The 25,848-nt window shown below is 63.4% G+C and carries 28 protein-coding genes and 1 tRNA gene; 19 read left to right on the top strand and 10 right to left on the bottom strand.

All coding sequences use genetic code 11. The features are described 5' to 3' along the window. Positions 1 to 40 precede the first annotated feature (40 nt). From pssA to pbpG, 3 genes are all read left to right on the top strand, one after another. Complete coding sequence (pssA, locus tag KW835_RS08135) at positions 41 to 874, top strand: CDP-diacylglycerol--serine O-phosphatidyltransferase (protein WP_218381838.1); 834 nt, start codon at positions 41 to 43, stop codon at positions 872 to 874. A 212-nt stretch (positions 875 to 1,086) separates the two neighbouring features. After that, the gene (locus KW835_RS08130; protein ID WP_218381837.1) at positions 1,087 to 2,625 is read left to right on the top strand and encodes a 2-isopropylmalate synthase; all 1,539 of its coding nucleotides are present in this window, start codon (positions 1,087 to 1,089) and stop codon (positions 2,623 to 2,625) included. A 116-nt stretch (positions 2,626 to 2,741) separates the two neighbouring features. Continuing rightward, positions 2,742 to 3,836: a D-alanyl-D-alanine endopeptidase gene (gene pbpG / locus KW835_RS08125; RefSeq protein WP_218381836.1), complete on the top strand. Its 1,095-nt coding sequence runs from the start codon at positions 2,742 to 2,744 to the stop codon at positions 3,834 to 3,836. A gap of 189 nt (positions 3,837 to 4,025) precedes the next feature. Here pbpG and KW835_RS08120 read toward each other — a convergent pair whose 3' ends face one another. The 5 genes from KW835_RS08120 to ompR all read right to left on the bottom strand — a co-directional run bounded on the left by KW835_RS08120 (position 4,026) and on the right by ompR (position 9,002). After that, the gene (locus tag KW835_RS08120; protein WP_218381835.1) at positions 4,026 to 4,850 is read right to left on the bottom strand and encodes an IclR family transcriptional regulator; all 825 of its coding nucleotides are present in this window, start codon (positions 4,848 to 4,850) and stop codon (positions 4,026 to 4,028) included. A 55-nt stretch (positions 4,851 to 4,905) separates the two neighbouring features. After that, positions 4,906 to 5,664 carry an arginyltransferase gene (locus KW835_RS08115; RefSeq protein ID WP_218381834.1) on the bottom strand — a complete coding sequence of 253 codons (759 nt, stop codon included), beginning with the start codon at positions 5,662 to 5,664 and terminating at the stop codon, positions 4,906 to 4,908. Further along, complete coding sequence (gene aat / locus KW835_RS08110; protein ID WP_218381833.1) at positions 5,661 to 6,416, bottom strand: leucyl/phenylalanyl-tRNA--protein transferase; 756 nt, start codon at positions 6,414 to 6,416, stop codon at positions 5,661 to 5,663. Before aat ends, KW835_RS08115 begins: the two co-directional genes overlap by 4 nt. Positions 6,417 to 6,730: 314 nt before the next feature. Beyond that, a complete protein-coding gene (locus KW835_RS08105; protein WP_218381832.1) occupies positions 6,731 to 8,260 on the bottom strand; it encodes an ATP-binding protein in 1,530 nt (509 codons plus the stop codon). A gap of 10 nt (positions 8,261 to 8,270) precedes the next feature. Further along, a complete protein-coding gene (gene ompR / locus KW835_RS08100) occupies positions 8,271 to 9,002 on the bottom strand; it encodes a two-component system response regulator OmpR (protein WP_010460834.1) in 732 nt (243 codons plus the stop codon). A gap of 217 nt (positions 9,003 to 9,219) precedes the next feature. On the opposite strand from ompR, the gene KW835_RS08095 reads away from it, so the two are divergent. Beyond that, positions 9,220 to 9,936, top strand: coding sequence for an SIMPL domain-containing protein (locus KW835_RS08095; RefSeq protein ID WP_218381831.1), 717 nt, complete (start codon positions 9,220 to 9,222; stop codon positions 9,934 to 9,936). A 96-nt stretch (positions 9,937 to 10,032) separates the two neighbouring features. Here KW835_RS08095 and KW835_RS08090 read toward each other — a convergent pair whose 3' ends face one another. Then, a complete protein-coding gene (locus KW835_RS08090; RefSeq protein WP_218381830.1) occupies positions 10,033 to 10,815 on the bottom strand; it encodes a 3-hydroxybutyrate dehydrogenase in 783 nt (260 codons plus the stop codon). Between the two features lie 71 nt (positions 10,816 to 10,886). Between KW835_RS08090 and KW835_RS08085 the strand changes: the two genes are divergently transcribed. The 5 genes from KW835_RS08085 (at position 10,887) to KW835_RS08065 (ending at position 15,982) form a co-directional block, all read left to right on the top strand. Beyond that, positions 10,887 to 11,846 (top strand): alpha/beta fold hydrolase, encoded by a 960-nt coding sequence (locus KW835_RS08085; RefSeq protein WP_218381829.1) that lies wholly within the window; start codon positions 10,887 to 10,889, stop codon positions 11,844 to 11,846. Next, the gene (locus KW835_RS08080; RefSeq protein ID WP_218381828.1) at positions 11,843 to 14,056 is read left to right on the top strand and encodes a bifunctional (p)ppGpp synthetase/guanosine-3',5'-bis(diphosphate) 3'-pyrophosphohydrolase; all 2,214 of its coding nucleotides are present in this window, start codon (positions 11,843 to 11,845) and stop codon (positions 14,054 to 14,056) included. Before KW835_RS08085 ends, KW835_RS08080 begins: the two co-directional genes overlap by 4 nt. 94 nt (positions 14,057 to 14,150) lie before the next feature. Then, positions 14,151 to 14,227 (top strand) — tRNA-Val (locus KW835_RS08075). 1,271 nt (positions 14,228 to 15,498) lie between these two features. Next, positions 15,499 to 15,651, top strand: coding sequence for a hypothetical protein (locus KW835_RS08070; protein ID WP_218381827.1), 153 nt, complete (start codon positions 15,499 to 15,501; stop codon positions 15,649 to 15,651). A 118-nt stretch (positions 15,652 to 15,769) separates the two neighbouring features. After that, a complete protein-coding gene (locus KW835_RS08065) occupies positions 15,770 to 15,982 on the top strand; it encodes a hypothetical protein (RefSeq protein WP_218381826.1) in 213 nt (70 codons plus the stop codon). Between the two features lie 445 nt (positions 15,983 to 16,427). On the opposite strand, the gene KW835_RS08060 is transcribed toward KW835_RS08065, so the two are convergent. Together KW835_RS08060 and KW835_RS08055 are read right to left on the bottom strand one after the other, a co-directional pair. Continuing rightward, on the bottom strand, positions 16,428 to 17,516 hold the full coding sequence (locus KW835_RS08060; RefSeq protein ID WP_218381825.1) for a mechanosensitive ion channel family protein: 1,089 nt from the start codon (positions 17,514 to 17,516) through the stop codon (positions 16,428 to 16,430). Positions 17,517 to 17,613: 97 nt separating this feature from the next. Next, positions 17,614 to 17,823: a hypothetical protein gene (locus KW835_RS08055; RefSeq protein WP_218381824.1), complete on the bottom strand. Its 210-nt coding sequence runs from the start codon at positions 17,821 to 17,823 to the stop codon at positions 17,614 to 17,616. Between the two features lie 230 nt (positions 17,824 to 18,053). On the opposite strand from KW835_RS08055, the gene phaR reads away from it, so the two are divergent. The 3 genes from phaR (at position 18,054) to KW835_RS27115 (ending at position 20,341) form a co-directional block, all read left to right on the top strand. Next, positions 18,054 to 18,590, top strand: a complete 537-nt coding sequence (phaR, locus tag KW835_RS08050) for a polyhydroxyalkanoate synthesis repressor PhaR (protein WP_218381823.1) — start codon at positions 18,054 to 18,056, stop codon at positions 18,588 to 18,590. Positions 18,591 to 18,932: 342 nt separating this feature from the next. Continuing rightward, complete coding sequence (locus KW835_RS08045) at positions 18,933 to 19,580, top strand: hypothetical protein (RefSeq protein WP_218381822.1); 648 nt, start codon at positions 18,933 to 18,935, stop codon at positions 19,578 to 19,580. A 14-nt stretch (positions 19,581 to 19,594) separates the two neighbouring features. After that, the gene (locus KW835_RS27115; RefSeq protein ID WP_218381821.1) at positions 19,595 to 20,341 is read left to right on the top strand and encodes a DUF4145 domain-containing protein; all 747 of its coding nucleotides are present in this window, start codon (positions 19,595 to 19,597) and stop codon (positions 20,339 to 20,341) included. Positions 20,342 to 20,348: 7 nt separating this feature from the next. Here KW835_RS27115 and KW835_RS08035 read toward each other — a convergent pair whose 3' ends face one another. Together KW835_RS08035 and KW835_RS08030 are read right to left on the bottom strand one after the other, a co-directional pair. Further along, positions 20,349 to 20,597: a hypothetical protein gene (locus tag KW835_RS08035; RefSeq protein WP_218381820.1), complete on the bottom strand. Its 249-nt coding sequence runs from the start codon at positions 20,595 to 20,597 to the stop codon at positions 20,349 to 20,351. A gap of 1 nt (position 20,598) precedes the next feature. Then, positions 20,599 to 21,108: a hypothetical protein gene (locus KW835_RS08030; RefSeq protein ID WP_218381819.1), complete on the bottom strand. Its 510-nt coding sequence runs from the start codon at positions 21,106 to 21,108 to the stop codon at positions 20,599 to 20,601. Between the two features lie 181 nt (positions 21,109 to 21,289). On the opposite strand from KW835_RS08030, the gene KW835_RS08025 reads away from it, so the two are divergent. The 7 genes from KW835_RS08025 (at position 21,290) to KW835_RS07995 (ending at position 25,847) form a co-directional block, all read left to right on the top strand. Continuing rightward, complete coding sequence (locus tag KW835_RS08025) at positions 21,290 to 22,750, top strand: hypothetical protein (protein ID WP_218381818.1); 1,461 nt, start codon at positions 21,290 to 21,292, stop codon at positions 22,748 to 22,750. A gap of 1 nt (position 22,751) precedes the next feature. Next, positions 22,752 to 22,961: a hypothetical protein gene (locus KW835_RS08020; RefSeq protein ID WP_218381817.1), complete on the top strand. Its 210-nt coding sequence runs from the start codon at positions 22,752 to 22,754 to the stop codon at positions 22,959 to 22,961. Beyond that, positions 22,958 to 23,827 (top strand): hypothetical protein, encoded by an 870-nt coding sequence (locus KW835_RS08015; RefSeq protein ID WP_218381816.1) that lies wholly within the window; start codon positions 22,958 to 22,960, stop codon positions 23,825 to 23,827. The genes KW835_RS08020 and KW835_RS08015 overlap by 4 nt, the downstream gene beginning before the upstream one ends. 9 nt (positions 23,828 to 23,836) lie before the next feature. Then, positions 23,837 to 24,349, top strand: a complete 513-nt coding sequence (locus tag KW835_RS08010) for a hypothetical protein (RefSeq protein ID WP_218381815.1) — start codon at positions 23,837 to 23,839, stop codon at positions 24,347 to 24,349. Positions 24,350 to 24,416: 67 nt separating this feature from the next. Beyond that, entirely contained in the window at positions 24,417 to 25,094 is a 678-nt protein-coding gene (locus KW835_RS08005) for a hypothetical protein (RefSeq protein ID WP_218381814.1), read from the top strand. After that, entirely contained in the window at positions 25,087 to 25,506 is a 420-nt protein-coding gene (locus KW835_RS08000) for a hypothetical protein (RefSeq protein WP_218381813.1), read from the top strand. Before KW835_RS08005 ends, KW835_RS08000 begins: the two co-directional genes overlap by 8 nt. Further along, a complete protein-coding gene (locus KW835_RS07995; protein WP_218381812.1) occupies positions 25,503 to 25,847 on the top strand; it encodes a hypothetical protein in 345 nt (114 codons plus the stop codon). Before KW835_RS08000 ends, KW835_RS07995 begins: the two co-directional genes overlap by 4 nt. Position 25,848 lies beyond the last annotated feature (1 nt).

The following is a 25,848-nucleotide window of genomic DNA, read 5'->3' as shown; positions in this document are numbered from 1 at the left end:
GCGGCTTGCCTAGACCAGGCAAGCGCTGGAGGTCAATCGAATGCATGATGGCAAAGAGCCTGCCGACAACCCCGGTGTGATGGTGCGCAAGCGGCGCAAGGGCATCTACATCCTGCCCAACCTGTTCACGCTGGCTGCACTGTTCGGGGGGTTCTACTCCATCGTGATGGCCATGAACGGGAATTTCGACCAGGCAGCGGTGGGCGTGTTCTGCGCCATGGTGCTCGACAGCCTCGACGGGCGCGTAGCCCGCATGACCAATACCCAAAGCGCGTTTGGAGAGCAGATGGACTCGCTGTCCGACATGGTGTCGTTCGGTGCCGCGCCCGCCCTGATCGCCTATGAATGGTCGCTGCAGGGCCTGGGTCGCTGGGGCTGGATCGCCGCCTTCGTGTACTGCGCCTGCGCGGCGCTGCGACTCGCACGTTTCAACGTGAACACCGGCGTGGTCGACAAGCGCTACTTCCAGGGCCTTCCGTCCCCCGCTGCTGCCGCGCTGGTGGCAGGCTTCATCTGGCTGATGACCGAGTTGGGTGTGCGCCCCGGTGAAGACGCATGGCTTACCTGGCCCCAGATCACCTGGATCATGTTCGCTTTCACGCTGTACTCGGGCCTGACCATGGTGACCAACGTGCCGTTCTACAGCTTCAAGGACGTGCAGATGAAAAAGAGCGTGCCCTTCGCTGCCATTGTGCTGATCGCGCTGGTCATCGCCATCATCAACATCCACCCGCCCATCGTGCTGTTCAGCGTGTTCGTGTTCTATGGCATCAGCGGCTACGGCGTGTACGCCTGGCGCAAGGCCAAGGGGCAGCACAGCAGCGTGATCAGCACCTCCACCGACGAGCCGGACGAGCGCGGGCTGCACAAGTGACGACAACAGGCGCCGGGGCGCAGTTGTGCTACATTGCGCTGCATGAACACGTTGGCCCTGGCTCTACTGCTACCTCCCCACGGGCGGAGACAGTAGGCGCACGCGCACACTTTTTCCACAAAGGCCCGTATGCACCCGCAACGGGCCTTTTGCTTTGGGCGCCAGATTTTTGACGTTGCGGGACCCACACCCACCGATACCAGGAGAACGACATGGCTGACAAACTGATCATTTTCGACACCACCTTGCGCGATGGGGAGCAGTCCCCCGGCGCCTCGATGACCAAGGATGAAAAGCTGCGCATCGCGCGCCAGCTCGAGCGCCTGAAGGTGGATGTGATCGAAGCCGGTTTCGCCGCCAGCTCCAACGGCGATTTCGAAGCGGTTCAGGCCATCGCCAATGCGATCAAGGACTCGACCATCTGCTCGCTCTCGCGCGCCAACGACCGCGACATCTCCCGGGCGGCCGAGGCGCTCAAGGGTGCCAACAGCGCGCGCATCCATACGTTCATCGCCACCAGCGCGCTGCACATGGAAAAGAAGCTGCGGATGACGCCCGAGCAGGTGCTCGAGCAGGCCAAGCAATCGGTGCGCTTTGCGCGCAACCTGGTGGCCGACATCGAGTTCAGCCCCGAGGATGGCTACCGCAGCGACCCCGACTTCCTGTGCCGCGTGCTGGAGGCCGTGATTGCCGAAGGCGCCACCACCATCAACGTGCCGGATACCGTGGGCTACGCCATTCCCGAGCTGTACGGCAATTTCATCAAGACGCTGCGCGAGCGCATTCCCAACAGCGACAAGGCGATCTGGTCGGTGCACTGCCACAACGACCTGGGCATGGCGGTGGCCAATTCGCTCGCTGGGGTGAAGATTGGCGGCGCCCGTCAGGTCGAGTGCACGATCAACGGCCTGGGCGAGCGCGCGGGCAACTGCTCGCTCGAGGAAGTCGTCATGGCCATCAAGACGCGCCGTGACTACTTCGACCTGGACCTTGGCATCGATGCCAAACACATCGTGGCGGCGAGCCGCATGGTGAGTCAGACGACCGGTTTCGTTGTGCAGCCGAACAAGGCCGTGGTGGGCGCCAACGCGTTCGCGCACGCCAGCGGCATCCACCAGGACGGCGTGCTGAAGGCGCGCGATACCTACGAGATCATGCGCGCCGAGGACGTGGGCTGGTCGGCCAACAAGATCGTGCTGGGCAAGCTCAGCGGCCGCAACGCCTTCAAGCAGCGCCTGCAGGAACTGGGCGTGCAGCTCGACAGCGAGACCGAGATCAACCTCGCTTTTGCCCGATTCAAGGAACTGGCTGATCGCAAGAGCGAAATCTTCGACGAAGACATCCTGGCACTGGTCAGCGATGAAAGCGTGACCAGCGAGAACGAGCAATACGGTTTCGTGTCGCTGGCTCAACACAGCGAGACAGGCGAGCGCCCACAGGCCACCATTGTTTTCACGGTCGACGGCCGCGAAGTGCAGGGCAAGTCCGACGGCAACGGCCCCGTTGATGCGTCCCTCAAGGCCATCGAGTCGCACGTCAAGAGCGGTGCGGAGATGGTGCTGTACTCCGTCAATGCGATCAGCGGCTCCACCGAGAGTCAGGGAGAGGTCACCGTGCGCCTGCAGAACAGCGGGCGCGTGGTCAATGGTGTGGGCGCAGACCCCGATATCGTGGTGGCGTCTGCCAAAGCCTACCTCAGTGCCCTGAACAAGTTACAAAGTAAAGCTGATCGGGTGGCCGCACAAGGCTGAGCAGTGAATTTATAATTTCATTCACTTTCTCGGAAAGTCGCGCAAGGTATTGATCTTGCGCGACTTTTTTTGATTCTGTACACTGCTCAACACTTATTACCGTTTGGAGCATTTGGATGCACCATCGCCACCGCGCCGCAGTGAACCGTTTTCTCCAGCTTTTGGGCTTTGTCGTCGTCAGTGCGGCGCTGGCCGTGCCAGCCGCGCACGCTCAGGAGCGCAAGAAAGCCCCCGTCAAGAAACAGCAGACCAGCGCGGCCAGCGCCAGCCCCAAACGGGCCGCAGCCCCGCGAAAGGCGGCCACGGCGACCAAGCCCGTGCGCGTGTCTGCCAAGTCCTCCAAGGCCGCCACCCGGGTCGCCTTTGTGCCCGCAAAGCCCTCCTTTGGCCAGATGGCGGGCCTGCACGAGGTCAATGACCCGCTGGACCTCAAGTCCAGCGTCGCCCTGGTCATCGACCAGGATACGCACGAAGTGCTGCTGTCCAAGAACGATCATGCCGTGCTGCCCATCGCATCGCTGACCAAGCTGATGACCGGCATGATCATTTCGCAGGCCAAGTTGCCCATGGAAGAGCCGATCACCATCACACAGGATGATGTGGACACCGAAAAGGGCAGCCGTTCCCGCCTCGTCGTGGGGGCCACGCTCACGCGCGGCGAGATGCTGCACCTGGCCCTCATGTCCAGCGAAAACCGCGCGGCGCACGCATTGGGCCGCACTTACCCGGGGGGTCTGGAGGTGTTCGTGGCGCAGATGAATGCCAAGGCCAAGTTGCTGGGCATGACCGACACGCGCTATGTGGAGCCCACGGGCCTGTCCAGCCGCAACCAGTCGAGCGCGCGCGACCTGGCCACGCTGGTCAACGTAGCGCATGGCGACCCGCTGCTGCGCGAACTGTCGACCTCGCCCGGCTACGAAGTGGCCGTGGGCCAGCGCACCCTGCAGTACAACAACACGAATGGCCTGGTGAAGAACCCCACCTGGGACATCGGCCTGCAGAAAACAGGCTATATCTCCGAAGCCGGGCGCTGCCTGGTGATGCAGACCCAGATCGCCGGCCGCAAGCTGATCATGGTCTTCCTCGATTCCGCAGGCAAGTTCAGCCGCCTGGGCGATGCAGAGCGCGTGCGCCACTGGGTGGAAACCCTGCCGGCATCGCTGACGACGCCGCTGCAGGCCAGGGCAAGTACCGCCACCGTCGCGCGCTAGGCGTAGCTTTCATCTATTCATTCTGTTGCCAGCGGAATCCCGGGCAAGGGTTCGCGATCTGAGCAAAGGCCGACTTGGTAGCTCAAGTTGGCCTTTTTCTTGGGGGGTACTCTTTGTGCTGCGGCCTTGTGGCATGGGCGCGCCCACGGCCAGCGTCCCGGCCCCATGGTGGCCCGCACAGGTCGGCAGTCAGCCCAAGCCCGTGGTGCGACCCGCTGCCTCGGATGGCGACTCGGCGCTGGCGGTGTGGCCCAGTGCGTGCGATATCTCGTTGGCCGTGGCCTGCAGCTTGGGCAGCCAGCCTTCGTCCAGCCGGTCGGCGGGCGCAGAGATCGACAGGCCCGCCACCAGCTTGCCCTGGTCGTCGTACACACCTGCGGCCATGCAGCGCACACCCAACTCCAGTTCCTCGTTGTCACGTGCCATGCCGTACTGTCGGGCCTTGGCCAACTCGCGCTCGAGCAGCGGCAACTGGGTGATGCTGTTGCGCGTGTGCCCGGCCAACCCTGTGCGGGTGGCATAGGCACGGACCCGTTGCGGGTCGTCCAGCGCCAGGAAGAGCTTGCCGGTGGATGTCAGGTGAAGAGGCGCCCGCCCGCCGATGGCGCGCACCACCTGCATGCCCGAACGCTCGCTGTAGGCGCGTTCCACGTAAACGATCTCGTCGCCCTGGCGCATGCTCAGGTTCACGGGTTGCTGGATGAGCTTGTGGAGGTTGCGCATGGGGGTCAGCGCGGCATCACGCACGCTCAGGCGTGCCTTGACCAGATTGCCCAACTCCAGCAACCGCATGCCCAGGCGGTAACTGCCCGACTCCGGCCGGTCCACAAACCGCCCGATCGTGAGATCGTTCAGGATCCGGTGCGTGGTGGATGGGTGCAGTCCTGTCTTTTCGCTGATTTCCTTGAGGGAGATGGCGTCTTCGCGCGATGCCAGAACATCGATCAGCGTGAACATGCGCTCCAGAACCTGAACGCTCGGTTTGACAGGAATGCTCGGATCGTTTTTTTTCATGGCGGCGGTGCTGTGGAGACCGCCGCATTTTATCTTGTGAAATGCAAACGCGCTGTCACGCACTTGGGGGCGCATTGGCGCCTGCACGCGCCCAGTGTCCGTCGGTGCGGATTTCATGCGGGTGGAAGCGCGCCTTGTAGTTCATCTTGGGACTCGCTGCGATCCAGTAGCCCAGGTAGACGTGGGGTAGGTCAAGGGAGCGCGCCTGTTCGATCTGCCACATCACGTTGTAGGTGCCGTAGCTGCAGTGAGGCTCGGGCTCGTAGAAGGTGTAGACCGCCGACAGGCCATCGTCCAGCACGTCGAGGATCGAGACCATCTTGAGTGCGCCCGGCTCACCCTGCTCGTCCACTTCGCGGAACTCCACCAAGCGCGAATTCACCCGGCTTTGGAGCAGGAATTGCGTGTACTGGTCGATGCTGTCGTGGTCCATGCCGCCGCCCGCGTGGCGGCCGTTCTGGTAGCGAAGGTACAACTGGTAGTGCTCCGGTATGAAGCACAGGCGCAGCACACGCGCCTGCAGATTGGCATGGCGTGCCGAGGCGCGTCGCTGGCTGCGGTCGGGCTGGAACTCATTGACCAGGACCCGCAGCGGCGTGCAGGCCTGGCAGCCGTCGCAGTAGGGGCGGTACGTGAACATGCCGCTGCGGCGAAACCCCTTGGCCACCAGGTCGGAGTAGACGTCGCTCTGGATGAGGTGGCTGGGCGTGGCGACCTGCGAACGTGCCTGCCGGTCCGGCAGGTAACTGCAGGGGTAGGGGGCAGTGGCATAGAACTGCAGGGTCTGCAGCGGAAGATCGTTGAGTTGCGTCATGCCGTGGTGGCTGATGAGGGCAGCAGCTCGGACCAGTATACGGGGTCAAAAGTCCAGGTGGGCGAAGGCTGGGCCTTGGCATGCCGTACATGCGACAAAAATGCGTCGCGGGATATCTCGCGGGCACCCAGCGAGGCCAGGTGGCGGGTATTCTGCTGGCAGTCGATGATCTGTACGCCGTGACGCCGGCACACGGCCACCAATGCCGACAGCGCGATCTTGGAGGCATCCGTGGCGTGCGCGAACATCGATTCGCCGAATACTGCTTGGCCGATGGCAACGCAGTAAAGCCCTCCGACCAGCCTGCCATCGATCCAGGTCTCCACGCTGTGCGCGTGGCCGGCGGAGTGAAGACGGGTGTAGGCCGTGATCATTTCCGGCACGATCCAGGTGCCGGCCTGGCCATCGCGTTTTTTCGTCGCACAGGCGGTGATGACTTCGCGGAAGGCGTGATCGATGCGGATCTCGGCGCGCGGGTTGGCGCGAAAGGACTGCAGGGTCCTGCGCAGGGATCGGTGCAACTTGAAGTCGGCCACGGGCAACACCATGCGCGGATCGGGTGCCCACCAGAGAATGGGCTGTCCCGGTCCATACCAGGGAAAGGTGCCTTGGCCGTAGGCTGCATGCAAGTTTGCAACGTTCAGGGCGCCGCCTGCGGCAAGCAGGCCGGGTGCTGGGTCGTCCGGGCCCCAGGCGTGGTCGGGGTGGGGTAGCGGGTCTTCAGGCTCCAGCCAGGGCAGTTGCGGGGGCATGGGTCGGGCAGGCGGTAGGGCGGGATGCGGCCATTGTCCGGCATGTTGTGCGCTGCTGCATGCCGCGGAGGCGGCGGGCATGCGATTGCGCGCCGCATGGTGCGGCAAGGGCGCGCAGCAAAATGTCGCTTCTGGGCGCAGTGCGACAGGGTTGAAAATTCCCGTGGAGGAAGCGGTTGCTATTCAGCAGAACGTGCCCAGCATGTGCCGACGCACCCATGTCCATCAACGAAAGCCAATCAGACTCGATGGAGCGGCGTTGTCAGCGTCAGGATTTTTTGCTCCCTCTTTCGCCTTCCAGCAAGGGGTATCTGTCATGCCGTCTTGTCTTCTGCTCGGCGCCGGGGCAGCTGACGCTTGACGGACGGGCGCTGCAGTCGCTGCTTGGGGTCCGCGCCATCGGGCAGACCTGTGGCGCGCTGCAATTGCAGATGCGCCACCAGTCCGCCCGTGCTGGAATTGGCCAGCGCGAAGATGCCTCCCATGCGCTGCACGGTCTTGTCCACAATGGACAAGCCCAGCCCTGCGCCCGCAGCCGCCGTGCGCGCCGAATCGCCGCGGAAGAAGGGCTTGGTCAGGTTGGACAACTGCTCAGGCGGTACGCCAGGCCCATGGTCGCGCAGCTTCACCAGCACCCAGTTCTCGCGGCCCTTGGCGGCGATGTCCACGTTGGTGATGCCGGTGTCCTCGGCCTTGCCGTAGCGTCGGGCGTTTTCCAGCAGGTTGGAGATCACGCGCGCCAGCTCCACTTCGTCGGCCAGCACGTTCAGGTCCTCGGGCACGGTCATGGTGATCTGCAGCTCGCGGTGGTCCTGCACTGCATAGACACAGGAGGACACCACGGCATGCAGATTGACGGGCGTGAGCGTGACGTGGTCAGGCCGCGCGTAGTCCAGGAATTTGTCAATGGTGGCATCAAGCTGCACGATGTCGGCCACCATGTGTTCGCGCGCGACCTCGTCGTTCACGCTCATCTCTGTCTCGAGCCGCAGGCGCGCCAGGGGCGTGCGCAGGTCGTGCGAGATGCCTGCCAGCATCACGGCGCGGTCCTGCTCCAGTTTGGCGAGCTTTTGCGCCATGCGATTGAAGCCGATGTTGACCTCGCGGATCTCGCTGGTCACCACTTCCTCGTCAAGGTGGCTGGCTGCGAAGTCGCCATCCTTCACGCGGTTGGCGGCGTACGAGAGCTGCTTGAGCGGCCTGTTGATCAGCCGCGCGATGGCGGCTGCGCCTGCCAGCGACAGAGCGCCCGCCGTGATGAGCCAGATCAGCCAGGTGCGCCCCCCAGCCGGGCTGAACCGGGAGCGATCCATCAGCAGCCAGTTGGGGTCGCCGTTGATGTTGAAGCCGACCCACAGGCCGGTCTCCCCATTGACGCTTTGGGCAACGATGGTGTCGGGGCCCAGGCGCTGGGTCAGTTCATCCGTGAGGCGGTTTCCCAGGGCCGTGCCCTCGAGCAGCTCGAACTTGTCCTTGGGCTCGCGGGGAAGAATGCGGACACCTTCCTGGTCGGCCATGGTCTTGATGAGAGACACGCGGGCGATGGCATCCGAATGCACCAGTGCGGCGCGGCTCAGGTTGACCAATGATGCGATCTGCTGCGCGGTGTGCAGCGTGCGTGGCTCGAACTCCAGCGCGCGCAAGGTCTGCAGCCAGGCCAGGATGCTGCCCACCAGCAACAGGGCCAGCAGGAAGAAGGTACGCCAGAAAAGATTGAGCCCCACGCGGGCGCGCTGCTCCCGCGCCAGACGAAGAGCTTCGAGCGGCGCGGGGCTGGTGGCGTCGGGCGGAGCGGTCACTGATTGGCGGAACGATGATCTCGGCCCGCCGTCGGTCTTTCGCATGAACAGGGGCTCAGCTTGTTCCGTCCGGCACGAACACGTAGCCTACGCCCCACACCGTCTGAATGTAGCGAGGCGCTGCCGCATCCACCTCCACCAGCTTGCGCAGGCGAGACACCTGCACGTCCAGGCTGCGGTCAAAGGGCTCGAACTCGCGGCCGCGGGCCAGCAGGGCGAGCTTCTCGCGCGACAGCGGCTGGCGTGGGTGGCGAACCAAGGCCTTGAGCATCGCGAATTCGCCGGTGGTCAGCGGCAACTCTTCGCCATTGCGCTGAAGCGCGCGGGTGCCCAGATCGAAGGTGAAGGGGCCGAAGGTGACGACCTCGTTGTCGCCGGACGGAGCGCCGGGTGCCTCCTGGGCGGGGCGGCGGCGCAGCACGGCATGGATGCGGGCCAGGAGTTCGCGGGGGTTGAAAGGCTTGCCCAGATAGTCGTCCGCGCCCACTTCCAGTCCTACGATGCGGTCCACGTCCTCGCCCTTGGCGGTGAGCATGATGATGGGGGTGCGGTCATTGGCGGCGCGCAGGCGGCGGCAGATCGACAGACCGTCTTCACCGGGCATCATCAGGTCCAGCACGATGATGTCCACCGTCTCGCGCAGCAACAGGCGGTTCAGGGCCTTGCCGTCTTCCGCGACCATGACTTCGAAGCCTTCCTGGGTCAGATAGCGTCGCAGCAAATCACGGATGCGGGCATCGTCGTCTACCACGAGAACTTTGTCGGTGCGATTGGTTGTTGTGGCCATGTAGATCTCAAGTCCAATTTGTAACAGAGCCGATTCTGACCAGTTGGAACGCCGAAGTTCGGGTTTTGGGGCGTGGTTTGACCAACTGTTACAAGTTTTGCCCAGCTTCGCATGCTCATGCAAAGGCCTTAAAACATCGTGCCGTCTGGTGCGGTTATGGTGGTGCCCGCACATGCCCACCCGGAGGCTGTGTTTTGCCATGAAGGATATTCGGACTATGAAAAATACTACCAAAATGATAGCTGCTAGCGCTCTACTGGCTTGTGCTGGAGCGGCTTTTGCACAAAATGCGGCGCCGGTCTCCGAGCCGCGCAATGTGGTGCAGCTGTCGGCGACCGGGACGGTGGAGGTGCAGCAGGACCTGCTGGTGCTGAATCTTGCTGCAAGCAAGGAAGCCGCAGATGCGGCCACGGTCCAGACCCAGCTCAAGCAAGCTCTGGATGCCGCCCTGGCAGAAGCCAAGCGGAATGCGCAGCCCGGGCAGCTGGATGTGCGCACGGGGCCATTCGGCCTGTTTCCGCGCTATGGCAAGGATGGCAAGATCAACGGCTGGCAGGGCCGGGCCGAGTTGGTGCTCGAGGGGCGCGATTTCTCACGCATCACCACCACGGCGGGCAAGATTCAGACCATGACGATCAGCCAGGTCGCCTTCGGTTTGTCACGCGAGGCGCGTGCCAAGGTAGAGGGCGAGGCCCAGACCCAGGCCATCGAGCAGTTCAAGGCGCGCGCTGCCGACCTGGCAAAGGGGTTCGGCTTCAGCAACTACAGCCTGCGTGAAGTGGCGGTCAACAGCAATGAATCCATGCCGGGCCCGCGTCCGCGCATGATGGCGGCCGAGGCGAAGATGGGGTCGTTCTCCGATTCGGCGGTGCCGGTCGAGGCGGGCAAGGCCCAGGTCATCGTGAACGTGTCGGGTTCGGTGCAGATGCGCTGAGTTCGCGCACCGTGTTCAGGTGGGCTGGCAGGCCGTCGACCGGCCTGTCAGTTTGTCTCCGAGGCGCACCGGCATACCTGCGGTGCGCCTTTTTCCTTACTGCGCGGCCCAGCCGCCATCCATGTTCCACGCCACGCCGCGCACGTTGTTGGCGGCCGGGGAGCAGAAGAACACCGCCAACTCGCCCAGTTCTTCAGGCGTGGTGAACTGCATCGACGGTTCCTTTTCACCCAGCAGCAGCTTTTTGGCGTCTTCGTTCGACAAGCCATGCTCCTGCGCCTTCGCGTCGACCTGCTTTTGCACCAGCGGCGTGAGCACCCAACCGGGGCAGATGGCGTTGCAGGTCACGCCCGTGGTGGCGTTCTCGAGCGCCGTGACCTTGGTCAGCCCCACGATGCCGTGCTTGGCCGCCACATAGGCCGACTTCTGGGCCGAACCCACCAGGCCATGGACCGACGCCACGTTGATGATGCGTCCCCAGTTGGCGCTCTTCATCGCCGGCAGCGCCAGGCGCGAAGTGTGGAACGCGCTGCTCAGGTTGATGGCAATCACCGAATCCCAGCGCTCGACGGGGAAATCCTCCACGTTGGCCACGTGCTGGATGCCGGCGTTGTTCACCAGGATGTCCACGCGCCCGAACTGCGCTGCGCTGTACTTCATCATGTCTTCGATGTCCGCCGCGCGGCTCATGTCGGCCCCGTGATAGGCCACCTGCACGCCCGCGGATTGGCCAGCGGCCAGCACCTCGGCGCGCGGGCCTTCCACGTCGCCGAAACCGTTGAGCACGATGTGGGCGCCCTGGCGGGCCAGGGCCTTGGCGATGCCCAGGCCGATGCCGCTGGTGGAGCCCGTGACGAGGGCGGTTTTGCCTTTCAGCATGTGAGTCTCTCCGAATGAATTACGATGCAACGCAGCTGATTATCAAGCGCTGCTCCCGGATTCCGCACCCCATGATTGAACCTACGCTGAACTACGTACTGTGCCCTGGCTCTGCGGCTGCGCCGGTGGCACCCGGCGCAGAGCTTGCCCCTGCGCAACAGCACCGCATGGCGTATTGGGAATGGAACGCCACCGGCAACCCCGAACATCCCCACGTCATCGTCTGCGTGCACGGCCTGTCGCGCCAGGGCCGGGATTTCGATACGCTCGCTGCAGAGCTGTCGCGCCACGCGCGCGTGGTCTGCCCCGACGTGGTCGGCCGCGGCCGCAGCGACTGGCTGGCGGACCCTGCGGGCTACCAGATCCCGCAGTATGCGGCGGACATGCTGATGCTGATCGCGCAACTGCACCGGCAGGCGCCCATCGCCACGCTGGACTGGGTTGGCACCAGCATGGGCGGGCTCATCGGCATGGGGGTGGCGGGGCAGCCGGGCCTCCCACTTCCGGTGCCCGTGCGCCGGCTGGTGCTCAACGACGTCGGGCCGGTCATTCAGTGGCAGGCCTTGCAGCGCATTGGGCAGTACCTGGGGCAGGTGGCTCGGTTCGAATCGCTTGAGCAGGCGGCGCAGGCCATGTGGACCATTTCGACCAGCTTCGGCCCCCACACGCCGGCGCAATGGCTGGAACTGTCGCGCGCGATGGTCCGGCCCCTGCCCGATGGCGGTGTGACGCTGCACTACGATCCAGACATCGCAGTTCCCTTTCGGTCGCTGACGCAGGACGGCGCGGCCGCTGGCGAGGCTGCTCTGTGGCAGCTGTATGACAACATTGCGGCGCGAACCTTGCTGCTGCGCGGCGCGCAGTCCGACCTGCTGTCCCAAGAGACGGCGCAGGCCATGGCCGAGCGTGGGCCCCGAGCGCGCGTTGTGGAGTTCGCCGGTGTCGGCCATGCTCCCACGCTGGTGGCGGCCGACCAGGTCGCTGCGGTCACGGACTTCCTGCAGGCCGCAGAAGGTGCCACGGCGGGATGAAAACCAACCTCGCAGCTTCCACCGCAACATCGCCGCAGCCTGACGCTGTTCCGCAGCTCATCGCTGCCACCGCACACACGCTGCCCGAGCAGGTAAACGCCCTGGCGCGTGCGCGTGCCTTCGCCGAGCCCCTGATGGCTGGTGAGACCCTGGACTCGGGCGAGAACACGCTGGCCCACGCGGACGCCGTGGCTTCCATCCTCAAGGGCATCGGCGGCTCTGAAGCCATGCAGGCCGCCAGCTACCTCGTGCACGCCTGCATCCACCTGACGAAGCCGCAAGAGGTGATCTCCAAGGCATTCGGCGAAAACTTCGCGGCGCTGGCGGTGGAAACCACCAAGCTCATGCGGGTGCAGCAGCAGGCCCGTGCCGGACAGCAGGTGGACGGGCACGCGCTGCAGACAGAGAACGTGCGAAAGATGCTGTTGGCCTTCTCGCGCGACCTGCGGGTGGTCATGCTGCGCCTGGCGTCGCGACTGCAGACGCTGCGCTTTCATGCGGCCAGCAAGCGGCCCGTTCCGCCCAGCCTGGCGCGAGAGTCCTTGCAAGTGTTCGCGCCGCTGGCCAACCGGCTGGGCATTTGGCAGATCAAGTGGGAACTGGAAGACCTGTCGTTCCGCTTTCTGGAGCCGGATACGTACAAGGAAGTGGCGCGCCTGCTCGACGAGAAACGCGGCGAGCGCGAGGTGTACATGGTGCAGTTGCGCTCGCGTGTAGAAGCCGACCTGCGTGCGCATAGCATCAGCGCCAGCGTGCAGGGTCGCCCCAAGCACATCTACAGCATCGTCAAGAAGATGCGTGGCAAGTCGCTCAACTTCGACCAAGTGCTCGACATCCGCGCGCTGCGCGTGGTCGTTCCCACCGTGAAGGACTGTTATGCGGCCCTGAGCTGGGTGCACCAGCAGTTCAAGCCCATCGTCGAGGAGTTCGACGACTACATCGCCAAACCCAAGCCCAACGGCTACCAGTCGCTGCATACCATCGTGCGCGACGACAACGGCAAACCCATCGAGATCCAGATCCGCACGCAGGCGATGCACGACCATGCCGAGCACGGCGTGGCTGCCCATTGGGCGTACAAGGAGGCCGGGAGCAAGGGCTACGCGGGCGTCTCGGCCACGGGAGAGTACGACGCCAAGATCGCGGTGCTGCGCCAGCTGCTGGCCTGGGAGCGCGACCTGTCGGGCACCGAGTCCAACCGTGGGCTTTTTGACGACCGTATCTATGTGCTGACCCCCGACGCTGCAGTGGTCGAACTGCAGCAGGGCGCGACCCCTGTGGATTTCGCTTACGCCGTGCATACGAGCGTGGGCCATCGCTGCCGTGGGGCACGGGTGGACGGCGCGATGGTGCCGCTCAATACCCCGCTGCAGAATGGGCAGACGGTGGAGATCTCCACCGTCAAGGAAGGCCGTCCTTCGCGCGACTGGCTGAACGCCGAGCTGGGCTACCTGACAAGCCACCGCGCCAAGGCCAAGGTGCGCGCCTGGTTCAACGCCCAGGCCACGCACGAAACCATTGGGCGTGGCCGGGAGGCGGTGGAAAAGCTGTTGCAGCGTGAGGGCAAGACCGCCGTCAAGCTGGACGACTTGGCGGCTCAGCTCGGATTCAAGTCTGCAGACGCATTGTTCGAGGTGGTCGGCAAGGACGAGTATTCACTGCGCAACATCGAAACGGTATTGCGCCCGCCCGAGCCCGTGCGCCAGCCCGACGACTACCTGCTGCTGAAGAAAACCCGCACGAATGAATCCGCGCCCAAGGGCGGCGTGCTGGTGGTGGGCATCGATTCACTGATGACGCAACTGGCCAAGTGCTGCAAGCCCGCACCGCCAGACGACATCCGCGGCTTCGTCACCCGTGGCAAAGGGGTGAGCGTGCATCGCGCGGATTGCAGCAATTTCCGCGAAATGGCCGCACGCAGCGCGGAGCGCGTGATCGACGTCGAATGGGGTATACCCAAAACGGCCGCAACCGCCGCCGTGTATCCGGTGGATGTGGCCGTCGAAGCTGCAGACCGCCAGGGCCTGCTGCGCGACATCTCCGAGGTCTTTGCACGCGAGAAGACCAACGTGATCGGTGTGCAGACCCAGTCGGTCAAGGGCACCGCGTGGATGACCTTCACCGTGGAGGTTGCCGACTCCGGGCGCCTGAACAAGGTGCTGGGCATCGTGGCTGGTGTGCCCGGCGTGCGCTCCGCGCGCCGACGCTGACGGTCCGGCAAGTGGGTGCGTGGCGCGCGACGATTTATGCACCAATTTGTCTAGCCCCCGTTTTTATGGCTATAATCGTGGTCTTAACAACGACAGGCGCGTAGCTCAGCTGGTTAGAGCACCACCTTGACATGGTGGGGGTCGTTGGTTCGAGTCCAATCGCGCCTACCAATTAACCATTGGTACCAAGCCTTCTAGGTCACTGACCCAGAAGGCTTTTCTTTTTGCCGCTTCTTGCGTGGGCAGTGCTGTGATGCCGTGATGCGTACGCGATATGGGCTACAGACATCGGATTGATTTCAGACGCCCGTAACGCGCAAGCGGATACGGGTCGGGAGTTGGCCACGGTTGTGTGGACACATCATTCGTGGTGTTGAAGGAGTCGCAGATGTCGAAAGCACGACTGCCGTAGCTGGCGAAACTTCGCCAGATGATGGGGCGAACTGATTCGAACGGGTCGCTCGCCGGACCCATCGCCGAACCGGAACAACTGGCGCATATGCGCTGGCAGCTACACCACATTCAGATGGAGCGCGGCAACGGCAACGCTCCCACTGCCATCCGGGCCGCCGCAGCCGTCTGGCCACTACGCACTTTCCGCAATACACCCGATGGATCCAGTTTGCGACAATTTGTTTCAAATGAGATTGTGAAGGGGTGTTATGCGAATGTTCGGAATACTGGTCATTGCGATGGTTCTACCAACCTCTTTTGCCCATGCAATCAACAAGTGCGACCTCAATGGCAGGCCGTTCTACCAAAATGCCCCGTGCCCAGCGGCGGCTGATGCAACGACTCCCCGGACGCGGGTGCTTGCCACCGAGGTCCTGGATGCTGGCGTCAGGCAGCAGGCATCAGCAGGATCGCTCGGGAGGGCTGCAGATTCGAGGCAACTCGCCATGGAAAAGACTGCGCTTCGTCTGACACGGTGACGGCGCAGGGGCATGCTAGATTGCCCCAATGCCTATCGTTGCACTCTCCATAGAGAACGTCACCCGTTTTTGTGATGGAAACGTCGCCCACTTCCGGTGCGCCAATTGTGAGGCGGAAGAGACAGTGTCTGCGTACCGCCAGGGCGGCGCCCCCCAGAAGTTCCTGTTGCTGACGGGCTTCGACGGTTTCCAGGTGAAGTGCTACTCATGTGGCTCGGGGGGGGAATTGCCCGTGGACAACGTTCACGGTTAGTCCGGGCAAAGCTTTCCGAAAGCCGGCAAACGCATGCCGCTCCTGGGCTCCTGGAGCGGTTTTCTTGTTTGCGCGATCATGCTTGCTTGGTGCGCTCGGCTTGGATTGACCTGGGCGCCCAAGCTGGAGGAGTGCAGGCTGTTCATCGCTATTTTGGCTCAGCTGTTGTTGCTCGTGACGATTGGCGATTGTCTGACAGTGGCGCCCCAGCTCCCCCAGTACCTTTGAGGCTTCACAGAGAGCCAGGGGTTTTAGCCATGAACGTTTCGACCAATCCGCAGGCCGTTGGCCAACACGTCGTAGATACCGATCCTGAACTGGGTATGTACGACATTCGAGTATTCTGGATCGCCGCATTGATAGCGGTATTGGCGGTGCTGATGGTGGCCTACTACAAGATGGGCTACTAGCGTTGCAAGGTCCATGGTCTGCGACGGCCCCGCAACCGCGGCTGCTGGCGGTTGATGGCATTGCGTGCCGCCGTCATACTGCCTGATGTGGTGATCGAATCATTCAGGAGTAACTGTCATGGCCCAGGATCCGAACATTGCATTGGCGCGCAGCTTGCACCAGTCTTGCGTGCTTGCAGCAGCGCAGATTCAGGAGGCGCAAAGCCTTGCAGCGGAGTTGTTCCCGACAGCGGCTATTTCACGCGCTGACATACTCGGAATAGCCCAGATTGTTGCCATCAACCATGCAGCCCTGACAGGGCGACATGGCGGTCAACGTGATGGCATGTAGATCCTCAATACTTTCTTGGTAGTCGGCACGGCTTGCAACGCATGCCTCTGACGGTGTGAAGGTGCGGCGGGTCGCTGCCCATACCACTGCCTTCTTCCAATCCAGTCACCGCCCGGCGGCGCATTCATTGCCGCCACAGGCGCTTTCATCACGCAAGCGCTTCTCGCAAGCGGCGCACGTTGAAATGCGGCGGTGGGTCTTGCACAGGCGGCGTTCCCGGTTGGGCTGGTGGGTCGACCTGAGGGACGTCGGGCGTCCAGGGAGGTGGCGTGTCGATGGGTGGGAAGGGTGGAACGGGGGAGGGGGCTGGAGTCTGCATGTGAAACCTCGTGAGATGGTTGGGTCTTTCAAAAGGCCACATTAGCGGCTGCGGGGCCTGTTTCGTGCCAGCCAACATCCCGACTTGGCCCCGGCGGGCCATGGCACGTTCGGCGCAGCCCCTCGATCAGCGGGTGGTATTGGGCGTTGGAGCGTGGAACGGGTCCTGTGCATTCGCCGTTCGCTCGGGAATGCGTACCTGGGGCAGGCATTCGGGGTACTCGCGCTGTATGAAGGTGACCAGTGCTTCGCGCACCCTGCATCGCAGGTCGAAGGCCAGCCCGGACGACCGTGCTGACACCAGCACGCGGATCTGGATGGTGCGCTCGGTGACGTCGGTCAGTTGAAGCACGCTGACGCGCTTGTCCCACTCGGGAGCTGCGTCCAGCACACGCTGCAGTTCCGCGCGCAGCGGCTCCAGGGGCAGCCGGTAGTCCGCGTACAGGAACACCGTACCCAGAATTTCAGAGCTGGTGCGCGTCCAATTCTGGAAGGGGTGTTCGATGAACCATTGAAGGGGAATGATCAGCCGCCGTTCATCCCAGATGCGCAACACTACATAGGTCGAAGTGATTTCTTCCACGCGCCCCCACTCGCCCTCGATGATGAGTACATCGTCGATGCGGATGGGCTGCGCCAATGCGATCTGCAGCCCCGCGATCATGTTGCTGAACACCGGGCGCGCTGCAATGCCTGCCACGATGCCCACCACGCCAGCCGACGCAAGCAAGCTGGCGCCAACCTGGCGCGCGCCTGGGAAGGTCATGAGCATGAGCGCGACACCGGCCATCGCCACGCCCGTCATCGCAGTGCGCGCCAGGACGCGTGCCTGGGTGGCGATGCGCCTGGCGGCCAGGTTGTCCTCCACGTCTGCGGGGTGTCGGGCCACGATACCGTTGGCCAATGCCTGGATTGCGGTCATCGCCAGCCAGCACGTCCCGGCGATCAGGGCCAGCCCGTTCACGTGCCTGACTCCCCCGATATGGCGGAGGTCATCGCTCGCTCCCTGCCAGACAGCTTGCAATGCGATCAGTGGAAGCACGACGCGCATGACCGGAATGCAGGCCACCACCACTGTGTGCACCAGCGGGAGCGTCGCGGTGATGCGCCGCAGGACCACCGCAGCGAGACGGTGGGCAATGGCCGCAGCCAGCAAGGCCGCGACGGCGACCAGACCGATGGATGCCCAGGGCGTGAGCCTTGCGAGTCCGTCCATCAGCGGGAAGTCCCGAAATCCGAGTTGGCCGGGCGCTCACGCCCCGCAGTGCCGTGGGCCTGCCGACGGAATGCCAGTGGTGACAAGCGCACCACGTCTAGCGAATCCACTGTCGCTTGGGGCGCGGTGTGACGGTGACATCCACACCTTTGTGCAAGGCCGGCTTGCCCGTGGCGGGATCGACCTCCACCATGTCTTCCAGGGCGATTTTCTGAACCTCCGAGTCCGTCTCGTCTTCCAGTTCGGCCAGGACGTTGCCGATCTCCTTTTCCGCTTCGTCGACCTTGGTGGTGTTGGTGTCAGCCATGGTGTGGCGCTCCGCGTGGTGTGAACTTGCCAACATTGTCCAGAGCAGCTCCTGCGTGCGTTGTCAGCCAACGCCGACAGCATCGGGCGTCCGCGGCACAGCGCACGCGTGCACAGGCATCGCAGTCGCATATCACCCCCCATTAGGGTTATCCTGCGCCGCCCGCCGGGGTTGGACTTCTAGAATCTGCTGCACTGCAATACAGGGGTTGCAACCCCGAGGAGTCCGTTGTGCCCGATTCGCAAAGCACCGCTGCAGCCAAGCCTGCCCAGCGCGTGATCAAGAAGTACCCCAACCGCCGCCTGTACGACACAGACACATCCACCTACATCACCCTGGCCGAAGTGCGCCAGCTGGTCATGGACCACCAGCATGTGGTGGTGCGCGATGCCAAGACCGGCGATGACCTGACCCGCAGCATCCTGCTGCAGATCATCCTGGAAGAGGAAGCCGGTGGCGCCCCGATGTTCACCGAAGCGGTGCTTGCCAACATCATCCGGTTCTATGGCCATGCGATGCAGGGCTTCATGGGCGCCTACCTCGAAAAGAACGTGCAGGCCTTCACCGACATCCAGGCCAAGCTGGCCGAGCAATCGCAAAGCGTGACGCCCGAGATGTGGGCGCAGTTCATGAGCCTGCAGTCGCCCATGATGAAGGGCATGATGGGCAACTATGTCGAACAGTCGCAGTCCATGCTGACGCAAATGCAGGAGCAGATGCAAAAGCAGACGGAGCAGATGCTGGGGGCCTTCGGCATCAAGAGATAAGGAGAGAAGCCCCCGAGCCGCTGCGCGGTCGCCGAGGGGGCGCCTCCGTTGGGCGGGCGCAGCCGGATCCACGGTGGCACGCGGCTGAATTGCGCCGGTTTTTAGCGTCTCTCGGCAGCGCAAATCCTGTGATGGAGGCGCCCCTCAACCCGTGCAGCGCCGGAACTGGGACAATACGGGGATGAGCGAAGTACTCTCCCCCACGAAAACACCCAAGGTCGGGTTCGTCAGTCTCGGATGGCCGAATTGAAATCTATGTATACGTTGTTGCGCGCATTAATTTTGATGAGGTAACGAGTTCTTACGGTATAACGGTGCATATCTTCACTGTTACGTTCCGATATGGCTAAAAAACCTCAGGACTCCCCAGCAACGACAGATAAGGCGAAGGTTCGCATTTTCTTTGCCGAAATTGAAGGTAGCAATGACAGCGTGAGGGAGGCTGTTAAATCGATGGTGCAAGCCATCAATCGCCCGGCTACGAGTAACTCTCGCTTGCCAACAAAGGGGGCGAATGAGGGCTTGCCGGCGCCGTCACTCGCTGATACTGAAGAAGACGAAATTGTTGAGGTTGAAGAAGTCGAGCCGGAACCGGATGAGCAGGCGCCGGCACCTCGTAAGCGCGGATCAGGGCCAAAGCGAGACTACAACGCTGGTATTGACTTTGACACCAGTTTGGATTTCAGACCCGGCGGCAAACCGACCCTACGGGAGTTCTTTGCTGAGAAGGGGCCAAAAGGGGACATGGAACAGATCCTCGTGGTTGTCTACTACATGCAGGTCAATATGAGCATGCCGGCGATTGGTTTGAGTGCGGTTCGAACCGCGTTGAAAGACGTTGGCAAGCCGCTTCCTGCTGATCTGCGTTCGACCGTTCGGAATTGCAGAAAGCAGAAGGGCTGGCTTGGTGGTTCAACCCCTGATTCGCTTCAGGTCACCACCGTTGGTGAGAACTACGTCGAACACGACATGGCGGCTCGCAAGGGTTAAGGTGAAAGTGTCACGTGCATCTTTCACTTGAAGAGTTTTGTGAAACCCTCAAGGGTTTGAATATGAAGACCAACGCTGAGAAAGCGCTGGCAGTCCTTTGGTATCACGACTATAAGCAGCCTGACATCGCTATGTCATCCGGGCAGCTAGCGCGCGTGCTTGATGACCATCACGTTGGAACTCCAAACTCAACAGCGTTAGGTGAGGCGCTCCGGGTTTCCAAGCTTGTTACGGTAAGCCGCGCCGGATTTTCACTAAAGCCAGGGTCACGAAAGGCAATTCGATCCCTGCTTCCAGCTCACATCGATGGCGTTCAGCCTGCTATGGATCATGCATCCGGATTTCTTCCGGAATTTGTTTGGCGAAGCAATCGAGGGTATGTCGAAGCGGTTTGCCGTGAACTCAACGGCTGCTTTCGGGCCGCGTATTACAACGCAGCCGCTGTAATGCTCCGCCGCCTTCTGGAAACATTGATCATCGAAGCCTACGAGCATCTGCGTCGAGAGTCTGAGATCAAGGACCCGGGTGGAAACTACTTCATGTTGGCTGATCTTGTGGAGCGCGCTTGTGGTGAACGTGGGCATACCGGTCTACATCTTGGAAGAGATGCCAAAGCAGCGCTAAAAGAGGCTCGCCAGATTGGCAATTGGGCAGCACATGCGCGGCGCTTTATCGCTCACGCTTCCGATCTAACTAAGTTGCAATCTGGTTCGCGTGTTTTGGTGCAAGAGCTTATTCAAATTGCAAATATAGGACGCTGAGTCGGATCTACGATGATGAGATAGGCTTACTGAGGCTCCTTAAATAGCCTTTGCCCATCATCGTTGAGCGGAAGTTGTTGAGGGCTACGGCCTCCGCTTCACGGGCTACTTCATCGCCGACAGCAATCACGTTGCCGCTTTCGTCCACGATAGCCAGACGGGCGGGCTTTCCGTTAACCACTACCTGCAGGCCCTCGTGACTTGTGGCGCAGATCACGATACCGGGTATGGTGCCTGTAGCTTGTGGCCCGATCATTTCAAACTCCTGCAAGCGCCAGCTGCTCACTGGCCCGGTTGGTGTTGATGACGACTGCGCCAGCGGCGCGGCGCACGTCTGCGGCCGCGTGGTCTTCCGCATGTTGGTACTCGCCGCGCGTGAGGTGCTGCAGCTGGTGGTGGTAGATGGCCAGGCCGTCGCGAATCAGATCCAGCTCTTCAAGGTACAGCTCAATGGGGCACCACTCGCCGGTAGTCATGGCGCGGCGCATGATGCCGTCCAGGGCGCGCTGTGCGGGTTCGATGTGGCCGCGCGTGCCCCGTATCGGGCTGGTGATGGCCACCGAGTCGGCGATGTTCATTGCGCTGACGATGTAGGCCCATTCCAGCTCCGTGCCCACGCCCTCGCGCAGAGCGGCAAACGCCAGGCGCAACGGCGTCATGATGGATTCGACCTGGTTGCTGTCCAGTAGCGCTGCCTGCCAGGCTGCCAGGCGAACCGGGTTTTGGACGCGCGTGCGTGGCGTGCGGGGTTTGCGGCCGTGGGTCATTGCAGGATCTCCAGCTCTGTCGCGTCGAAGGCGACGAACACGGGAACCGACCGCTTGGCGCGGGGGATGGCCACATCCCAAGCGGTGGCCCCAATCTGACGGGACACGGTGCCTTCCTTGCCGATGTGTGGGGCCTGTTTGGGGCCTCGCGCGGTGGTGTTGACCTTCACCCGCATCCCAATTGCCAGCGCTGCCCCTGCTGGCTGGTGAGCGCCTGGACGTGGCCAGCGGCAACCTTACGGCCGAGTTCGCCAAGATGGGCCTGGAAGTGCCGCGCACGGTTGCCGAATACAAGGCGCTCGTGCAGGCGCAGATGGCATTGGGCGATGCGGGCGCAGCCACGGCGGCGCGCCTGCTGGGCCTGTCGGGGGCGTTCATGGACGTGGTGGGTGCTGCAACGCAGGTGCAGGACTCATTGGGCATTACAGCGGAGACGCTCAAGGGCATTCTTGAATCCGCCGTGTCCGAAAGCCGCAGCCCGACCGAGGCCAGCGAGCTGGCCAGCGCCGCGTTTGAAGAGCAGATCATGTCGGCCATGTTCGGCGCACTGACCGGCGGCATCAGCGAAATGCTGATGTCGGCCATCGTGGGCCCGCTGGTCACTGGTCTCTCTACCAGTGCGGCATCGGCATCCGCCATGCTGACCGCAGGCGGCGCTGCTGCTGCTGGTGGCCTGGCCACTGGCGGGGTGGCGGCTGGTATCGCGTCCGCGCAAGGCGGGGGCATGGCTGCAAACGCCATGGCGCAGGGTGGGGCGGCTGCGGCCGCAGCCATGGCGCAGGGTGGGGCCATCGCTGGTGCCAACGTGCAGGCCGCTATTGCAGCGGCTCACGCGTCCATCAGCGCTTACGCATCGATCATGTCCGACCCTTCCATTCAGGAGGCCATCAAGGGCGTGAGCGGCGCTATCGGCGGGGTTGCCGGCGAGCTGAAAAAGACCGCCGGCATCTTCGTCACGGATGCCAGTTTTTCGCTGGGCGCAGCTACTGGGCTCTCCAGTGCCATGGGGCAGGCGGGCGACAGCATGAAGAGCCTGACCGATGCCATCGTGGCCGAGGTCAAGCGAATCCGCGGAGTCATCAAAGAGGGCAACCCCATAGACATGACCTGGGCGGGCATGCAGAGCGAATTTGCCCTTGCAACGGCGAAGGCCCGCGCCGGCGACAAGACCGCAGCCGAGAAGCTGCCAGAGCTGAGCAAGGCCCTGCTGGAGATGGCTGAAAGCCAGATGCGCAGCGCTGCGGATCTGCGTTACTTCCAGGCCGTTACCGCAGCCAGTCTGCAGGCCTCGGCCGAAGCGCTGGTGAAGAAGTACGGCGGCAAGCTGCCGGCCTTTGCGGATGGCGGGTGGCACGCAGGCGGCTGGGCCATGTTGGGTGAGCGGGGCCCAGAGGTGGCGTACCTGCCGCCGTCGCAGATCTACACGGCCAGCCAAACGCAGTCGCTGCGCGGGGCACTGGGTGGTGACGCCGGCGGTATGGGCATGGTGGTCAGCGCCTTGCAATCGGGCTTTGGCTCGCTGGACTGGCGGCTGCAGCAGGTTGAACGCCAGGCCTCGCGCACGGCGGACGAGCTGGAAGGGTGGGACCGTAATGGCGTGCCTGTAGTGAATCGCAAGGGCACAAAACTGGAGACTGTGTAACGTGACCGCCTATGTAATCCCACCCGTCAACGCCGAGGCCATAGGCACCGGCAATGACCGGTTTGGCATCAAGCCCAGCATGTTGCTGTACAGCAGCGTGCCAGAGGCGCCACCCGCAGCCTATGACCCCGGGGCAGCCTATGCCCTGGGGGCAGAGGTACTCCTGCAGCCATTGGTGATGCGTTCGAGGGTGGGTACTACTACGGGATGATCTGGAACGAGCTGGCCCAGTCCGCCAGCTCGCGCACCCTTGCTACGGGCACGCAATCATTCGTGCTGTCCGCCAGCATGTACCTTGCGCCCCTGGTCTATGCAGGGCAGCAGCTGGAGGTGCGCAGCCGCGCCAACCCCGACAACCGGTTCGCGGGCACCGTGGTCAGTGCCGATGGCCCTAACCTGGTGATCAACGTCACCAGCATCAACGGAGCGGGCACCTTCGCCGACTGGTCGGTGATGTCGCGGTATCGCTTGATCATCGCGCCCAAGTCCAGCGGAGAGGTGACCTCCGTGGCATGGAAGAGCACGAACACTGCGGGCCCAGCAGGGGCGTTCACGCTCACCGAGGGCTGGAAAGCCACATTGGCCATGGTCGCGGCAGGCGACGCTACGACCTACCCGGCCGCCTGGTGGACCCGAAGCTTGACCATTGGTGGTTACGGCGACTGGTATCTCCCAGCCCGGGATGAATTGGAATTGATGGCGCGCAACTTGAAGGGGACTGCAGGCGCAAGCAACGTACAGGCCCGCAACAACGCTCCCACTTCCAGTTATCAGAATCAAGGGAGCTGGTCGGACGCGTCTACGGCCAACGGCGTTAATCGCCACTCCGTGCCCGCTGGGGTGGCCTATGCAGGCTCAGCGATTCCCGCGCTGACAACCGCTGCAGCGTTCGCCCAAGGGCAGGCGGAGGCACTCGCAAGCAATTCTCAATACTGGTCATCTTCGGACTACAACGTGTCGTCTGCATGGTCGCAAGACTGGTTGAACGGTGCGTCCTACCACGCGCAAGGCGCTATCTCGAAAAACAGTGCGAGCGCAAACCAGCGCACGCGTGCGATTCGGCGCAGCATCATCTAAGGGCAAGCAATGCAGCACATCAAATACACCTACGTGGACGCAGCCACCGGCGTGCCCGTCACGGATGCGCCGGCCAGCAGCGGCCCGGTAAACCCGGCCGTGGAGGGCCTGCAGTTCGTGTGGGTCCGCGAAAGCCAGTACCCCACGCACGTGCCCGAGTTCTTCGGCACCTGCCCGGATGAGTCCGACACCGACGTGCCTGGCGTGTTGGCCGTGATCAGCCAGGAAGAGTTCGATGCGCTGCAGGCGGTCGAGCTGGAGGCACGCAGCCCAGTGCCGCGCACGGTGAGCCGGGCCCAAGGCAAGGCCGCGCTGATCCAGTCGGATCTGTGGGACGACGTGCTGGCCTTCGTCGCCGGCATCGATGACCCCAAAGAGCGCGCCATTGCAGAGGTGGCGCTGAATGACACCACCGAGTGGCAGCGCTCCAGCCCTTTCCTGAACGCGGCCGCAGCGCACCTGGGCATGGACAAAGACGCGCTTGACGCGCTCTTCGTCCTGGCTGGAGAAATCCAGCTCTAGGCCCGCCGTTTCGCTCACCCCACCAACCCGCCACCCGGCGGGTTTTTCTTTGCTTGAAGGGATATCCATGAATTTCATCCAACACCTGCAGGCGGCCGGTGTACCCGAGCACTACCACGCGGCCGCCGTCAATGCGCTGGAGGGCGCCCGCGAGCGCGCCAAGGGCCTCACCTGGGCGAAGTGGCGGGTGCGCCTGTTCCGCGCCGGCAAGATCGCCAAGCTGCTGCCCTGGGCGGCCGAGCGCCTTCGCGACGTGCGCCCGGATCTGGCTGCATGGGACATCGCGCCCATGGTCAACATCACAGCCCATGGCGACAACGTGCCGTGGCCAGATGGCAGGCCTGCACCTGGTGCATGGCTGGACGACACGGCCGAGGCCCGCGCCGCGAACTACTGGTGCAAGGGCGAGCACCCACGCAGCCAGAAGTCGCGCAAGGCCTGGTACAGGCGCAATGCCGGGGAGTACGAGGCCTGGGCGCGCGGCATGCCGGTGGACCTGTCCGCCGGCGTGCAGGTTTGGCGCGGGCAGAACGTTGCCGTGTACCGCTGTGGCGATGCCTGGCAGATCGTGGCCATGGAGCAGCTGGTGGGCAAGCTGCACCAGCGCGTGCGGGTGGGGTATGAGGTCAGCAACGTGTGGCACGAGCCCACGGGCCTGCAGGCCTGGTACCCCATCGATGGCCACGAGCTGCGCGCCCCTGTCACCTGGTCTGTGCTGCCGGTGTGGGGGGCGCCGGATGCCTGAGCCCACCTCTACCGCCGCCGGCATCGCCACGGTCGCCGTGGCGGCCGCGTCCACCTCGGCCATCTCTGCCTTTGGTGTGCCGCTGGGCCTGCGCGCAGATCTGCTGATTGCTGGCTTTGCCGGGAGCCTGGTGGCCATCATCCTGCTCAACGCCGTGCCAGGCTCTATCGACAGCTGGATGGAGCTGCTGCGCACCACGCTGCGGCGCATGGCGGTGGCCTTCGCCAGCAGCCTGACAGCGGGCTATCTCACGCCGCTGGCCATGCTCTTCGCGCAGGTGCCAGAGGCGCTGCTATTGGGTGCGGCCTTCGCAGTCGGGGGCGGTGCGCAGCAGGTGCTGATGTTCGCCATACGCAGGCTCAGCGGGCAACCGCAGGTGCCTGCCGCAACGCAGAGCGGGGGCATGCCATGACAAGCGATCTGCTCATTGCCGCGCTGCAGGCGGTGCACTGGTTCTCTGGCCTGGTGGTCCTCGCTGAGGCCTTGAACAAGCTGGAGCGCACCGCGCCCTGCAGGCCGGGCCTCACCCCGCGCGAGCGGGCCACGGATTGGCTCAAGGCCTTGGCCTGGCTGCTGCTCGCCCTGGGCGCGGCAGGGGCCTTGCTGGCGCCGCTGATGCCCTTCCTGCCCATGAACCGCAGCGGCGCCATCTGGCCGCTGCTCATGCCCACGCAACTGCCCACGCTGCAGGACACCTGCATAGCGCTGGGCTTTGCGGTCCTCATCGTTCGTACCCGAGTCAAAGAAGGTTGAC

Origin of the sequence: Acidovorax sp. sic0104 (assembly GCF_019219095.1) — a bacterium.
In the GTDB taxonomy this organism is placed as follows: Bacteria; Pseudomonadota; Gammaproteobacteria; order Burkholderiales; family Burkholderiaceae_C; genus Acidovorax.
This window is presented reverse-complemented; position numbering and strand designations above follow the sequence as displayed.

What these genes read in the sequence shown, in the direction of transcription:
- pssA (WP_218381838.1), top strand. Translation starts at nt 41, where the DNA reads ATGCATGATGGCAAAGAGCCTGCCGACAACCCCGGTGTGATGGTGCGC.
- KW835_RS08130 (WP_218381837.1), top strand. Translation starts at nt 1,087, where the DNA reads ATGGCTGACAAACTGATCATTTTCGACACCACCTTGCGCGATGGGGAG.
- pbpG (WP_218381836.1), top strand. Translation starts at nt 2,742, where the DNA reads ATGCACCATCGCCACCGCGCCGCAGTGAACCGTTTTCTCCAGCTTTTG.
- KW835_RS08120 (WP_218381835.1), bottom strand. Translation starts at nt 4,850, where the DNA reads ATGAAAAAAAACGATCCGAGCATTCCTGTCAAACCGAGCGTTCAGGTT.
- KW835_RS08115 (WP_218381834.1), bottom strand. Translation starts at nt 5,664, where the DNA reads ATGACGCAACTCAACGATCTTCCGCTGCAGACCCTGCAGTTCTATGCC.
- aat (WP_218381833.1), bottom strand. Translation starts at nt 6,416, where the DNA reads ATGCCCCCGCAACTGCCCTGGCTGGAGCCTGAAGACCCGCTACCCCAC.
- KW835_RS08105 (WP_218381832.1), bottom strand. Translation starts at nt 8,260, where the DNA reads ATGCGAAAGACCGACGGCGGGCCGAGATCATCGTTCCGCCAATCAGTG.
- ompR (WP_010460834.1), bottom strand. Translation starts at nt 9,002, where the DNA reads ATGGCCACAACAACCAATCGCACCGACAAAGTTCTCGTGGTAGACGAC.
- KW835_RS08095 (WP_218381831.1), top strand. Translation starts at nt 9,220, where the DNA reads ATGAAAAATACTACCAAAATGATAGCTGCTAGCGCTCTACTGGCTTGT.
- KW835_RS08090 (WP_218381830.1), bottom strand. Translation starts at nt 10,815, where the DNA reads ATGCTGAAAGGCAAAACCGCCCTCGTCACGGGCTCCACCAGCGGCATC.
- KW835_RS08085 (WP_218381829.1), top strand. Translation starts at nt 10,887, where the DNA reads ATGATTGAACCTACGCTGAACTACGTACTGTGCCCTGGCTCTGCGGCT.
- KW835_RS08080 (WP_218381828.1), top strand. Translation starts at nt 11,843, where the DNA reads ATGAAAACCAACCTCGCAGCTTCCACCGCAACATCGCCGCAGCCTGAC.
- KW835_RS08070 (WP_218381827.1), top strand. Translation starts at nt 15,499, where the DNA reads ATGAACGTTTCGACCAATCCGCAGGCCGTTGGCCAACACGTCGTAGAT.
- KW835_RS08065 (WP_218381826.1), top strand. Translation starts at nt 15,770, where the DNA reads ATGGCCCAGGATCCGAACATTGCATTGGCGCGCAGCTTGCACCAGTCT.
- KW835_RS08060 (WP_218381825.1), bottom strand. Translation starts at nt 17,516, where the DNA reads ATGGACGGACTCGCAAGGCTCACGCCCTGGGCATCCATCGGTCTGGTC.
- KW835_RS08055 (WP_218381824.1), bottom strand. Translation starts at nt 17,823, where the DNA reads ATGGCTGACACCAACACCACCAAGGTCGACGAAGCGGAAAAGGAGATC.
- KW835_RS08045 (WP_218381822.1), top strand. Translation starts at nt 18,933, where the DNA reads ATGGCTAAAAAACCTCAGGACTCCCCAGCAACGACAGATAAGGCGAAG.
- KW835_RS08035 (WP_218381820.1), bottom strand. Translation starts at nt 20,597, where the DNA reads ATGATCGGGCCACAAGCTACAGGCACCATACCCGGTATCGTGATCTGC.
- KW835_RS08030 (WP_218381819.1), bottom strand. Translation starts at nt 21,108, where the DNA reads ATGACCCACGGCCGCAAACCCCGCACGCCACGCACGCGCGTCCAAAAC.
- KW835_RS08015 (WP_218381816.1), top strand. Translation starts at nt 22,958, where the DNA reads ATGATCTGGAACGAGCTGGCCCAGTCCGCCAGCTCGCGCACCCTTGCT.
- KW835_RS08010 (WP_218381815.1), top strand. Translation starts at nt 23,837, where the DNA reads ATGCAGCACATCAAATACACCTACGTGGACGCAGCCACCGGCGTGCCC.
- KW835_RS08005 (WP_218381814.1), top strand. Translation starts at nt 24,417, where the DNA reads ATGAATTTCATCCAACACCTGCAGGCGGCCGGTGTACCCGAGCACTAC.
- KW835_RS08000 (WP_218381813.1), top strand. Translation starts at nt 25,087, where the DNA reads ATGCCTGAGCCCACCTCTACCGCCGCCGGCATCGCCACGGTCGCCGTG.
- KW835_RS07995 (WP_218381812.1), top strand. Translation starts at nt 25,503, where the DNA reads ATGACAAGCGATCTGCTCATTGCCGCGCTGCAGGCGGTGCACTGGTTC.